This window comes from Treponema sp. Marseille-Q4132 (assembly GCF_014334835.1).
In the GTDB taxonomy this organism is placed as follows: domain Bacteria; phylum Spirochaetota; class Spirochaetia; order Treponematales; family Treponemataceae; genus Treponema_D; species Treponema_D paredis.
In genome coordinates this window covers 1,552,826-1,565,357 of sequence record NZ_CP060591.1, presented here as the reverse complement: position 1 = coordinate 1,565,357, position 12,532 = coordinate 1,552,826, and the positions used below count along the sequence as shown (strand labels likewise).

The 12,532-nt window shown below is 44.4% G+C and carries 13 protein-coding genes; 7 read left to right on the top strand and 6 right to left on the bottom strand.

Annotation, left to right across the window (positions count from 1 at the left end):
* Nucleotides 1–49 precede the first annotated feature (49 nt).
* Nucleotides 50–703: a cysteine hydrolase family protein gene (locus tag H9I35_RS07185; RefSeq protein WP_256397221.1), complete on the top strand. Its 654-nt coding sequence runs from the start codon at nucleotides 50–52 to the stop codon at nucleotides 701–703.
* A gap of 29 nt (nucleotides 704–732) precedes the next feature.
* Nucleotides 733–2,022: a cytosine permease gene (locus tag H9I35_RS07180; protein WP_187418745.1), complete on the top strand. Its 1,290-nt coding sequence runs from the start codon at nucleotides 733–735 to the stop codon at nucleotides 2,020–2,022.
* Nucleotides 2,023–2,112: 90 nt separating this feature from the next.
* Here H9I35_RS07180 and H9I35_RS07175 read toward each other — a convergent pair whose 3' ends face one another.
* Nucleotides 2,113–3,072 (bottom strand): DMT family transporter, encoded by a 960-nt coding sequence (locus H9I35_RS07175; RefSeq protein WP_187418744.1) that lies wholly within the window; start codon nucleotides 3,070–3,072, stop codon nucleotides 2,113–2,115.
* A 146-nt stretch (nucleotides 3,073–3,218) separates the two neighbouring features.
* Here H9I35_RS07175 and H9I35_RS07170 point away from each other — a divergent pair, with 146 nt between their 5' ends.
* Nucleotides 3,219–4,064, top strand: a complete 846-nt coding sequence (locus H9I35_RS07170) for a phosphohydrolase (RefSeq protein WP_187418743.1) — start codon at nucleotides 3,219–3,221, stop codon at nucleotides 4,062–4,064.
* Between the two features lie 169 nt (nucleotides 4,065–4,233).
* Here the strand turns inward: H9I35_RS07170 and H9I35_RS07165 are convergent, their stop codons facing one another.
* The 3 genes from H9I35_RS07165 to H9I35_RS07155 all read right to left on the bottom strand — a co-directional run bounded on the left by H9I35_RS07165 (nucleotide 4,234) and on the right by H9I35_RS07155 (nucleotide 6,177).
* On the bottom strand, nucleotides 4,234–4,692 hold the full coding sequence (locus H9I35_RS07165) for a hypothetical protein (protein ID WP_187418742.1): 459 nt from the start codon (nucleotides 4,690–4,692) through the stop codon (nucleotides 4,234–4,236).
* 72 nt (nucleotides 4,693–4,764) lie between these two features.
* Nucleotides 4,765–5,376, bottom strand: coding sequence for a hypothetical protein (locus tag H9I35_RS07160; RefSeq protein ID WP_187418741.1), 612 nt, complete (start codon nucleotides 5,374–5,376; stop codon nucleotides 4,765–4,767).
* A gap of 126 nt (nucleotides 5,377–5,502) precedes the next feature.
* Nucleotides 5,503–6,177: a hypothetical protein gene (locus tag H9I35_RS07155; protein ID WP_187418740.1), complete on the bottom strand. Its 675-nt coding sequence runs from the start codon at nucleotides 6,175–6,177 to the stop codon at nucleotides 5,503–5,505.
* A gap of 333 nt (nucleotides 6,178–6,510) precedes the next feature.
* On the opposite strand from H9I35_RS07155, the gene H9I35_RS07150 reads away from it, so the two are divergent.
* Nucleotides 6,511–7,272, top strand: a complete 762-nt coding sequence (locus H9I35_RS07150) for a TetR/AcrR family transcriptional regulator (RefSeq protein ID WP_187418739.1) — start codon at nucleotides 6,511–6,513, stop codon at nucleotides 7,270–7,272.
* Nucleotides 7,273–7,307: 35 nt separating this feature from the next.
* Here H9I35_RS07150 and H9I35_RS07145 read toward each other — a convergent pair whose 3' ends face one another.
* Complete coding sequence (locus H9I35_RS07145) at nucleotides 7,308–7,730, bottom strand: hypothetical protein (protein ID WP_187418738.1); 423 nt, start codon at nucleotides 7,728–7,730, stop codon at nucleotides 7,308–7,310.
* Between the two features lie 27 nt (nucleotides 7,731–7,757).
* Nucleotides 7,758–7,964, bottom strand: coding sequence for a hypothetical protein (locus H9I35_RS07140; protein ID WP_187418737.1), 207 nt, complete (start codon nucleotides 7,962–7,964; stop codon nucleotides 7,758–7,760).
* Nucleotides 7,965–8,482: 518 nt separating this feature from the next.
* On the opposite strand from H9I35_RS07140, the gene H9I35_RS07135 reads away from it, so the two are divergent.
* The 3 genes from H9I35_RS07135 to H9I35_RS07125 all read left to right on the top strand — a co-directional run bounded on the left by H9I35_RS07135 (nucleotide 8,483) and on the right by H9I35_RS07125 (nucleotide 12,531).
* On the top strand, nucleotides 8,483–10,231 hold the full coding sequence (locus H9I35_RS07135; protein ID WP_187418736.1) for an ABC transporter ATP-binding protein: 1,749 nt from the start codon (nucleotides 8,483–8,485) through the stop codon (nucleotides 10,229–10,231).
* Nucleotides 10,232–10,372: 141 nt separating this feature from the next.
* A complete protein-coding gene (locus H9I35_RS07130; protein ID WP_187418735.1) occupies nucleotides 10,373–10,660 on the top strand; it encodes an Imm32 family immunity protein in 288 nt (95 codons plus the stop codon).
* 134 nt (nucleotides 10,661–10,794) lie between these two features.
* Nucleotides 10,795–12,531: an ABC transporter ATP-binding protein gene (locus H9I35_RS07125; protein WP_187418734.1), complete on the top strand. Its 1,737-nt coding sequence runs from the start codon at nucleotides 10,795–10,797 to the stop codon at nucleotides 12,529–12,531.
* The last annotated feature ends 1 nt before the right edge of the window (nucleotide 12,532 follow it).

The following is a 12,532-nucleotide window of genomic DNA, read 5'->3' as shown; positions in this document are numbered from 1 at the left end:
CATTTATTGCGACAAATGACAAGTAAAAGAAAATATAGGAGGAATTGTTATGGGTAAACGCTATTGGGAATGGGAGTCGCCGTTTAAGATTGTGCCGGAAGAGACGGCGCTTATTATCGTCGATATGCAAAAAGGATTCGTAGACGAAGGATTTTGTTTTTATACTCCACAGGCAAAAGAACAACTTCCGTTAATTGCGGATTTTAAAGCTTTCTGTCATAAAAAGGGTATCCCCGTATTTATGTCTGTTTTTGCGCAGTCCCCCGATTATCATAATGATTTCTATTGGGTGAGAAATAAAGAAAGAGGTTTGCTTAACGAAGACGGAACATGTAAGCTGCGGCTCGGTACTCCTGATTGTGAAATGACGGATGCTCTTGCTCCTGTCGGCGACGATGTCGTATTCACGAAATATACATATTCCTGCTTTGCACATACCGAACTCGAAACGTGGCTCAAAAAAAAGCGGATTCGTACCGTGATTGTCTGTGGAACGGTTACCGACTGGTGCGTCGACAGTACTGTTCGGGATGCATATCACAGGGATTACAACGTTGTCGTTCTGGCCGACGGAGTAAGCGCATATCCGCATGCCGGCGCGGATATCGAGACGTGGAACAAAATCGAGCTTGATTTGTGGGCGGAAGGTTTTGCAAAAGTTGTAACTGCCGAACAGGCAAAAGCAGAAATTAATAAAGCATAAATTAATTAAAATATTACAAGGAATTATCTATGGGGAACAGTACAGTTGATAATGAGTTTAGCACCGGTTCGGTGCCTCAATCGCAGCGACGGGGATTTCTTTCTCTTGTTTTTACGTGGATAGGATACGTATTTACCGTTACGATTATGAGCGCCGGCGGACAGTTGGCTAGGGGTGCGGCCGATTTTCAGCAAGCGATACTCGCCGTCTATATCGGGTATTTTATCTGCTTTGTAATTGCAATGTTTACGTCGATGTTGTCAATGAAAACCGGGCTTTCATTCGGCCTTTTAAGCCGTTTCGCATTCGGAAATATAGGTGCAAAACTTATTTCGTTTTTTACAATGCTTACATTGTGCGGATGGTTTTCGATTAATTGTTATCTGATCGGAAGCATTACCAACGTGCTGTTTCCCATTGTTCCGCGATGGATTGCAACAATTATCTTTGGAGCGCTGATGATTTTTTCCGCGCTGAAAGGGCAAAAATTGATGAATATCATCGGGCTTTTTGCAACGGTTGCCGTTTTTGCTGTCGGTATTCTTGCAGTTGTCATCGGTATTAAAGATTCTTATAGCGTACAAACAGGCGGAATTTTAGCAATTCGTAATTCAGGCAATTTAATGACAATGTCGGAGTTGGTTACGATATCTGTCGGATCTATTATTTGCGGATGTTGCTCATGGGCACCCGATATAATGCGATTTTCTAAGGGTAAAAAAACAACCTTGAGCGTTATGTTGGTCGGTCTCGGGATTTGCGGTCCTTTTATGCTGTTGATCGGTATCGTCGGGATGCTTGTTTACGGCGAGTATGACATTGCCTATATCTTGCAAAAGCAAGGATTTTTGGCTTTCGCATTTATCGGGCTGGTTGCAAATATCTGGTCGACAGCGCAGGGGAATGCGTATTCCAGTTCATTGAATTTAGCATCAATTTTTACAAAAATCAGCCGTGAAAAACTGCTGGTAATTTTCGGCATCATCGGTACCGTTGCGGGATTGTTCGGTCTGTATCAATATTTCGGCGTATGGCTCGGTTTTTTAGCGGCTGCATTCCCCCCGATGGCCGGCGTTGTAATCAGCGATTACTTTGTCAGCTGGCGTGGGAAAATGCCGGCTCTGGAAAAAGTTCAATTACCTGCATGGAATATCGGCAGTTTTGTATGTTATTGTATAGGGGTTTCGAGTAAGTGGTGGTTTCCGAAAATCGGTATACCTTCGGTAAATGCGTTTTTTGTCGCATTGATACTCGAAGCAATTTACGGATTTTTTTGGCTTCGAAAACAAGCCGATAAAATAAAAAATACGGTCCAATAACATATAATTATTTTATTTTTTGTTAAATCATAGTACTCCGATTTTTACACCGTGATGCGATTCTTGCTTCATTTGTTTGTCGGAGTACTATTACATCTGCCTTTTCGTTTTTTTATTCGACAGCATGAGGCCGCAAATCGTAAGCATAACGCCCGCCGTGCTCAATGCGGTGATCCGCTCACCGAGTACAAAAAACGCAAATACGATCGTCACGACGGGAATCAAATAAATGCCAACGGTAGCGCGGACGGCTCCGAGCTTATCGCATGCGGTGTTCCACGCGGCAAAACAGAGCGCGGATGCGGCGACGCCGAGAAAGAGCAGGTTTACCCAATTGAGCGGTTTTGCAAATCGAGCCGTATTGACGGCCGCATCGAAGCTTACAAAAAAATTATTATTGTTTTTTGCAAGCGGGGAGAATGCGCCGAAGAGTACGAGCGGCGCCATAAAGATAAGCGCATAAAAAAATATGCGCCGTACGACCGCCAATTTGTTGAGACGCAGCGCGTTGATTTTCGTGACGAAGAGCGTATAAAATCCCCATGAAACTGCGGAACCGAGCGCGAGCAGATCGCCTTTCGGTTTTAAATGAAATTCCGCCGCACCGTTAAAGCTTACGAGCGCGACTCCCGAAATTGCAATGATAAAACCTGCGATAAAAAAAGGCGTGACGTGTTTTTCATGCAAAAAAATCTGCGCGATGATTGCGGCGAAAATCGGGCAGATCGAAACGATGACGCTTACGTTCGATGCCGACGAAAACATGATCGCTATATTTTCAAGAAATTGATATACCGCAACGCCGCTTAAACCCGCCGCAACGAAAAGCCGTTCGTCTTTTTTTCGTTCGAGCTTGAGCGGATGCGGGGAAAGTATCCACAGCATGACGTATGCGAATAAAAACCGGATGACGAGAATTTCGAGTGCGGAAAAATCTTTTAAAAGCGATTTCGTGCAGACAAAAGTGATACCCCATACGAAGATCGCAAAAGCGGCGAAGAAAAAACCGGTAAACGATTTCGATTTTTGAGATCCGCGATTTTCAAACATGACGGAAGTATAACACATTCGTCTGTTTTTTTCATGCCGTGCGCAACGTGACCGCGTACCGCTCCGCACAAAACCGCGCACAGCCCGTGACGTTTTTGCACATTCCGTTTACAATAGACATCGTACTTACATATAGGAGCACTATTATGAAAATCGAACGATCTCCGAAAGAAATTTCGGTCGATAAAAAAATCATATCCGCGCTTGAAAAGTTGATTGCGCTTACGCCGGAAAAAGACGGTTTACCGCTCACCGTCGCAAAAGCGCTCATGCGCGATCAGGAAATCGAAGCGGTGCAAAATTACGCCAACAACGTTTCGATCGTGCGGCTCGGCTACAACGATCACGGGCCGGTGCACATGCGCACGGTTACGCACAACGCGATCAAAATGACGGAGATATTGTACAAAGCGGGCGTACAGTTCAGCCTGCAAAAAGAAAAAGCGGGCACCTTTGCCGACAGCTTGACCGCCGTCATATTCGCGTCGTTTTTGCACGATTTCGGCATGTCGATCGGCCGCCAGGATCACGAATTGTACAGCGTTTTTCTCGCCCTCCCCGTCATCGAACGGCTGCTCAACAAATTCATTCCCGGCGGCGAAAACCTCGTACGGCGCGTGACGATCCGTTCTCTCGCGATGGAAGGCATCGTCGGTCACATGGGCACGCGCAAAATCCATTCGCTCGAAGCGGGCATCATCCTCATCGCCGACGGCTGCGATATGACAAAGGGCAGAGCGCGCATTCCGCTCGGACTCGACAACGCTCCGTCGATCGGCGACATCCATAAGTATTCTGCGAACTCGATCGAACGCGTCGAAATCGGAGCGGGCAGCGAAAAACCCCTGCGCATTCAAATCTCCATGTCGGCGGAAGTCGGTTTTTTCCAAATCGAAGAAGTGCTGCTGCAAAAAATAAACGCGAGCCCCGCAAAACCCTACATCGAACTGCTCGCAGGCGTCGAAGGCGAAGCGATGAAACAATACCTCTAAGCGCGCTTTCGTTTTGAACGGTTCCGGCCGAAACGGCTTCGGATTCGGACGACCCCCTTTTGCGATCCGCCCTTCCGCCGCTTGCTCACGCGCGGCGTCCTCGCTCCGCTCCGGTCGCTGCCTTCGGCACGGCTCCACGGCGGCGTAGGCGGTATCGCAGTGCGGGCGTTTATCGGCCGTAGTTTATTAAAATGGCTCCTTCATAAACATCTTCAACGATTAAAATAAAATCCGTATGATGATGTCCTGTCGTTGCTTTTTGCATTTTACCGGAAACCGTATAGTTTTTCCCCGCATCAAAGTTTTTTCGATAAACAGCAGTAAATACCAACTGGATTTCTTTCAGACAGATATGTTTTCCTTCATCGTCGTATAATATTGGTGTATCCGGCAACAGGAAAAAATATATTTCAATATTGTCATTATTTGGTGTTTCGCCGAAATTCGGCGGTCCGTAAAAACTTTTTTTTACAATGCTTCCGGTAAGAGTTATGATTTTTTTATCCCGCCAATCGCTTTTGTCATATTCCCGAAAAACGATTTCTAAAAAAGTATTGCCGCTTGATTTTGCTGTCATAATCATCGTAATCAGTAAAATTAATAAATTCTGTTTTGTTTTTCGTTTCATAATCTGCCTTCACTTCATAAAATCGTTCTTTCCGTCGCACGAACTCATCGTCCGCTCTATTCGAAAATACCTTTACGGTATTGTAATATTTACGGAACCGTATTTTACATAGCCATACGCTCCGTTTTCGTGGACGGGATCGAGTATCCATTTATCACCCTGTAATACGTAAAGATACATGTGATTATTAATTATTTTTATTTGTTTTATTATTCCATAATACCATTGCGGCTTTATATATACGTTCCCGCTTTCGGAAAAATAAAGATATGAATCGGCACCGGCACAGCTATAGAATAATTGATTTTTCTGCAATAAAATATCGCAGGCATATCCGGCACCCCATTCATGCCCCTCTGACGACTCTCCGCTTCCTTTTTTTTCACTGTTGTTGTTTTCAAGTACCCAATGACCGATATACGATTTACTTTGATCCGTCGTGTTTCCTGTAACAGGATATTGAAAAAAATCATTGATACGGCGGTTCGCTTCCATCGCATATTCATGCAATGCAGGGGAGGGTTTGTATTCCGAATCGAGTAATTTTTGTGGAAAAATATTAGCCGGTTCTTGCTCCGTTTTGTTAAATTCGAGCGGAATGTCTGCTGCATCTTTGTTGGGCATCATGCCTGTGATAACAAATAGGTAGATCAATATAATTGATGTGAAAAATATTTTTTTCATATTCAATCCGCCGATCATTCCATATTCCGAATCCCGTTCCGTTTTTATTCGTGCGGAGGGTTTAATATCCCGACGCTTGCGTCGGGATATTAATTATCCGAAAACTGCCCGCAAAAACAGCGAGCTTTATTCCTGTTCGTACATCAGTTTATCGCTGTCCCATCTGACAGTCACAGTATAACCTTGATCATCTTTATATTTTTTCAGTTTGATATTTTTCTTCTTCTTATCTGCTGAAATTATATAGCAAAAATCATATTCGTCGTATGGCAATATCATCTTAAATTGACCGTTAAAAAATTCATATATGACCGGATATTGAACAAAATTAGTTACATACAAACAAATTTGATCGCGTCCTGTTCCGTTGAAATCGCCGACCCATCCGTTGGCACAGGATCGCCCCAACACCGGCATGGGTATTTTTAACAGCTTCGAATAAATCTCCGCCAATCCATCCAGATAGCCTGCTTCATAATCATCCAACGAATAGGAAGCAATAACCTTATTCTTATCGATAACAAAAACCCCAGCTTTTTCAACGCTTTTGAGTACACCTCGGTTGTATAAATCGGCATTACGCATCGTATCAAAAGAAACCAAAAACTCATCATGACCCGAATTTGTAAAGTTACCCGGTACAATCTCAAGTATAAAAAGTTTCTTCCCTGCCGGTAAATCTTTATTGACAAAATCGGAAATGATTTTTGCCGTGGTCTCCTTTGTTTGCGCCCCGAGAGAATATGCGCGCACTGCTGCGGCACACAATAAAAACAATAACATCGCTTTCATTTTATTCATACTGTTAGCCTCCTGTTTATCTTTTTTTTCACTCAGCCCGCACGGTATAAGTATAAAATATTTTTTTTCCACTGCAAAGTCGCGTGCCGTATCGACTCGTTTGCTTTTTTTATTTCATGACGAAACCTTTTTGCCATCCGCCCTTCCGCCGCTTGCTCGCGCGCGGCGTCCTCGCTCCGCTGCGGTCGCTGCCTTCGGCACGGCTCCACGGCGGCGTAGGCTGTGTCGCAGTGCGGGCACTTTGTCCGAAGACATATTACACAAACAGTGCGGCGCGAAAGTGCAAAACATTGACAAAGCGATAAAAACATACTAGCGTTGTTTACGATCGATATGAAAGCAAACGATATAAAAGCGGAACGCGGAAAAAAGAACGCACATACGAAATCGGCAACACGATCGGAGCAGTCAAACAAAAACGCGCATTCGAAATCGCCGGTACAATCGAAACGATCGACAAAACATGCAAAAATAAAACCGCCGAATTCCAAAGAGCGCATTTTGCAGTGCGCCGCTTCCGAATTTTTACAAAAAGGCTGGGCGAAAAGTTCGATGCGAGAAGTCGCAAAACTTGCCGGCGTTACGACCGGCTCTCTGTATTTTCATTTTAAAAACAAAGAAGCGCTTTTCGACGCGCTCGTAAAAGACGTGTATGACGCACTTTTGGCGAATCACCGCGCAATGTACGACACTTTTTTTACTATGCCTCCCGACATAAAAAAGCGGCGGGTGTTCCGTTTTGAAGGCCGCAAAAAAACGGTCGACTTTGTGTATGAAAATTACCGTGCGGTAAAGCTGCTCGTGTGCGGTTCGGTGGGCACCCGCTATGCCGATTTTTTTTCGCGCATGATGGAAGATACCTACAAAGCCGACGTGCGCGCTTTGTCGCCGCTCAAAGACTTCGGAGGCATACTGCATTCCGGCATAGATATGCGCCTGTATTCGGCGATCGATAAAAGCTTTTGGAACTGTTTATTTGAAACCGTCCGCTTGGATATTCCCTACGAAGAAGCGCTCAAGTACGTTGCCGTACTCGACGAGTTTTACGAAGCCGGCTGGCGGAAAATTTTGTGCGATGGGCGATCCGTCGGATGAAAATCTTCCTCATCCCTACGGCCCTTGTTCGAAACCTACTTTATATCATTATATAAGACATTCAAATCACTAAAAGTTTTATTGTATTTATCTGTTAATAAATATAAAGGATGAGGTTGTGTAATAATTGAAAAAAAATCAATTTCAATATCCTGAGTAAAAGATAATGTAAAATCAAGATTATTTACTTCATAAGAATTACATAAATATAATTTATCAGGAAGATGAAGATGTTCAAGAAAATCAATATCATTTTCAACATCATTACATGCTAATATTATGTCACTTTTCCGCCTTATCCGCCAAAAGCAATCAAATATTTGTAACATATAATCACCGCGGAATATTTCACGGGTCTTGCCTTTAGCGTTTTTCCACAAAATCACTGTTAACTTCCCAAATTCTATTTGTAATCCATAGCCCGCGAGATTTAACAATTTAGCAACAGCGTATTTCATGTTGTCCTCCTAAAATCCTTGCGCAAACTACGGTCTTTGTTCCAAGCCCAAGCGGATTACCGCTTCCGGTCTCCAGTATTTAGGTCCGTCTCGCTCCATTTGCAAATATCCGCCGAAAATCCAACTGACAGTTCCGTTATAAAAATCATAATAATTCTGATTAAAGATGATGTAGCCGTCTTCTTTGCCGAATAAAAATTTAAGCCACACGTCTTTCGAATCGATTATATGCATTTCGAAAATATGTATCCGATCTTTTTGTTGCAACGTGTCGATAATGTTTTTTGCGATCGGAGAATCATAAAACGACAGCTGATACGGTTCGGCCGCCCCATCGATAGTGATATCCTGCTCATAATGCCGAATTGTAATTGTATGATAGTTTTCCGTTTTTTCCAGTAAAAGCGTACCGTTCGGTATTTTTTTATTTTGAGAAAAAACAGAGGCGGTACAAACAACAGCTGCTAAAAAGCAAAGAATATTTTTTAGATTCAAAATGAGCTTCCTCTTGTTCGAATACACCGCCGCCAGTATACAACAAACTCCTTGCTTTTGCGACCCGGCATGCCGTTTTCGATTTGTCTGTAGGAATACCCGGGCAGGCATCGTACGGTTGATACGATTTTTGGTTTTATTTTAAAGAACTTCGGCAGTTTGCCGCTTTTCTCCTTGACACATTTCTTTGCGCTCTGTATTATAACAATGTTATGTTAGCCCATGCTAATTATCGGGAGCGTCTATCGGGAGAAATTATGCTGCAAAGATTTTTTGCCTTGTCGGATGCGGGAACGCGCAACGTGCGTTTGTCGATTATCCTTTCGGTTGTTATCAATCTGTTTGTGATGGTGCCGCTGGCTCTCGCTTTGTACGTGCTGCGTTATTTTTTGGCGCGCATTATGCAGCAGGGTTTTCGTTCTCCGAATGTGTGGGCGGTGACGGCGGCAGGGCTCGCGATGATTGCAGTATTGTTTATTCTCGAAAAATTGAAATACGGCAAGACATATAACAGTGCGTATGAAGAAGCTGCGAACGTGCGTATTTCGCTTGCCGAATCGCTGCGTAAACTTCCGCTTTCGTATTTCGGCAGGCAGGATCTGTCATATTTGACTTCGACGCTTTTGAACGATGTTACTCTGATTGAAGAATCGCTTTCGCACGCCGTACCGGAATTATTCGGCGGCATCATTTCGATTTTGATTGCGGCCGCGCTGTTGGCATTTTTGGATTGGAGGATGACGATAGCCCTTTTTATCTTCGCCTTTGCCGGATTTTTTATCATCGTCGCCGCCCGATCAGTGCTGGATAAAAAAGCGAAGCAGGTGTTTGCGCGAAAAGATTCAATCTACGATTCCTTTCAGCAGATGATCGACAATGTAAAAGTACTGAAATCTTCCGATAAAAAAACGGTCTATGTGCAAAAACTCAAAGACGATATTACCGAGTCAACGTACATAACGCTCAAAGCGGAAGCGGTGGGCGGAGCGTTTATTTTCGGTTCGGCGGCGATTGTCCGCTTCGGCTTTCCGCTGGTGATTTCATACGGAGCGTTTTTGTTGTCGCAGGGGCGCATCGAACTGTTGACGTATATCGTCTTTTTGCTGGTCGCTTGCCGCATTTTCGATCCGCTGACGACGGTGTTTATGATGCTCGGCGAATTCTTTTTAATGCTGATTGCCGTTGAACGCAAGCAGGCGATTGTCAACTATCCCAAGCAGACGGGAAGCGAAAGTTTTAAACCCAACGGTTACGACATCCGCTACGACAATGTATCGTTTTCGTACGATGAACGGGAGCGCGGGGCAGGCGAGGACACGGTCAGTGGAATCGACTTTACCGCAAAGCAGGGCGAAATTACCGCCCTCGTGGGACACTCGGGCTGCGGTAAATCCACGATTGCCCGCTTGGCCGCTCGCTTTTGGAACGCTTCATCGGGCACGGTGAGCGTCGGCGGCGTCGATGTTTCCACCGTAGATCCGGAAACCCTGCTCGCAGCCTTTTCGATTGTGTTTCAGGACGTCGTGCTTTTTAACGATACGGTATACAACAATATTTTAATCGGAAACCGAAGCGCGACAAAAGAACAAGTGCTTGCCGCCGCAAAAGCCGCGCAGTGTGATTCATTCATCGAAAAACTGCCGCAAGGCTATGATACGGAAATCGGTGAAAACGGCTATACCCTTTCGGGCGGAGAACGCCAGCGGCTTTCCATCGCCCGCGCCCTTTTAAAAGACGCGCCGATCATCCTTTTGGATGAGGCGACCGCCGCCCTCGACCCTGAAAACGAAACGCTTATTCAGCATGCTATCGGTACGCTTATAAAGGGCAAAACCGTTATCGTCATAGCTCACCGCCTGCGCACCGTCGAAAATGCCGACAAGATTATCGTACTCAACAAGGGTATGATTGCCGAAACCGGTACCCACTCCGAGTTGATGGAAAAGAATGGCATTTATCGGGAAATGTATCGGCTGCAGCGGGAAAGCGAACAGTGGTCGGCATAAATAATGGGTAATGAATAACGGGCGGTGTATAATTAATAATCGGCAAATTAGAGAGGGTTATAGGCAGCGTGTATAATTACAAATTGAATGATATATCCATAGAGGAGGAATACTCTGAAAAAAAGATTGAAACTATCATCATTGAAAGGTCGATTAACTGTTATTGTTAATAAGGATGAAGAGGAAGAAACAGGTGAAGTTATTATATGTGGTGATAGGATAGGTTTGAAATCATTGGGTGAATTGCTGATCGCTTTCTCCGATGTGGATCAAATGCAATTAAAAAATATTCCGATGTATGAATCGGCTCATGTACATTTAGACTACGGAGTACATATCGGAGAAAACAATATTGATAAAGAGCGGCTCATTCTAAGCCGCCTTGATACAAAAGATGGTAAATTAAAGATTATTATCTCGGTAATATAAAAGAAGAACGGGAAATATCAATCGCTATGGAATAGAATTGTGATATAAATATTACTGATTAATTTCGTGGATAGCATTTTTGAAAACAGGCGGAGCAGAAGGCCGCATATTTTCAAAAAACAGAGGAGGTCTGAATGGACACATATAAAAGATTGTTTAAATATACGCCGGAAAAAATACATTGCGTGTATATTTCGGCGTTATGTGCCGTGCTGGGAGTCGCTTCTCAGATGGGCGCTTTTTGGTTTTTATGGAAGTTTTTGTACGCGCTTTTGGTTACAAAAAACGTTACGGACGGCTCGATGTACGCGACGGTGATTGTCTCGCTGTTGGCGGGCTATTCGATCGTATACTTCGGCGCTTTGTGGGCATCGCACGTGCTCGGCTTTCGGCTTGAATCGAATTTGCGCAAAACCGCAATCAAACATTTAATGAACGCTTCGTTTGCTTTTTTCGATCTGAACCCGTCGGGCAAAATCCGGAAGCTCATAGACGACAACGCGCAGGAAACGCATATGCTGGTTGCGCATTTAATTCCCGACAACATCTCCGCATTGTTTACGCCGATTTTTATGTTTATCATCGTGTTTGCGGTCGATGTAAAGCTCGGTTTTTTGCTCCTCGGCGTTGCGCTTATCGGCGGCGCACAGATGATGTTTATGATGGGCAATAAAAACTTTATGCAGAAGTATCAAGCGGCATTGGAACGGATGAATGCGGAAGCTGTCGAATACGTGCGCGGTATGCAGATTGTAAAAATCTTTAAAAGCACCGTCGAATCTTTCAAAGCGTTTTACGAAGCGATTACCGGTTATTCGGATTTGGCGTACAAGTACACGCTCAGCTGCCGTTCTCCGTATGTGATGTTTCAAGTGCTGTTTAACCTGTTCGCGGTATTCACCATTCCTGCCGCCATTTATTTTATGAATAAGGGTGCCGACGGAAATCTCATCGTTGCAAAAATCGTCTTTTTTGTGTGCATTGCCGGCGTTCTCTTTTCGGTGTTTATGCGCGTGATGTATGTCGGCATGTATAACTTTCAGGCAAAAAGCGTTGTGGATAAACTTGAAAATCTTTTTTCCGAAATGGAAAAAGACAATCTCGAACACGGCACGGAAGAAACATTTGACAACTTCGGTATCGAATTTAAAAACGTTTCGTTCGGCTATACCGACGAAAAGATTTTAAAGGATGTGAGCTTTACGTTGGAGCCGAACAAAACCTACGCGCTCGTCGGTTCATCCGGCGGCGGAAAATCAACCATTGCAAAACTTATTTCCGGTTTTTACAAAATAAATTCGGGCAACGTTTTAATCGGCGGAAAGGATATTTCTTCATATTCAAAAAATGCGCTCATGCGCAGTATCGCCTTTGTGTTCCAAACGTCGAAGCTTTTTAAAACGAGCATTTTTGAAAACGTCAAAATGGGAAACGCACAGGCAAGCGATGAAGACGTAATGAACGCGCTCCGGCTCGCCCGCTGCGAAGACATTTTGGCAAAATTCCCCGCACGCGAAAAAACGGTTATCGGTTCAAAAGGCGTGCACTTATCCGGCGGAGAAATTCAGCGCGTTGCGATCGCCCGCGCTATTTTGAAAAACGCGAACATCATCATCTTGGACGAAGCTTCCGCGGCCGCCGACCCCGAAAACGAATACGAAATTCAGCAGGCATTTTCCAATTTGATGAAAAACAAAACGGTTATTATGATTGCGCACCGCCTCAGCTCGATTAAAAATGTCGATGAAATTTTGGTTGTCGAAGACGGAAACATCGTCGAGCGCGGCAGCGACGCCGAGCTTATGCAAAAAGGCGGAAAGTACAGCCGGCTGCAAAAGCTGTATTCTAAGGCAAATGACTGGAGGGTGTAAT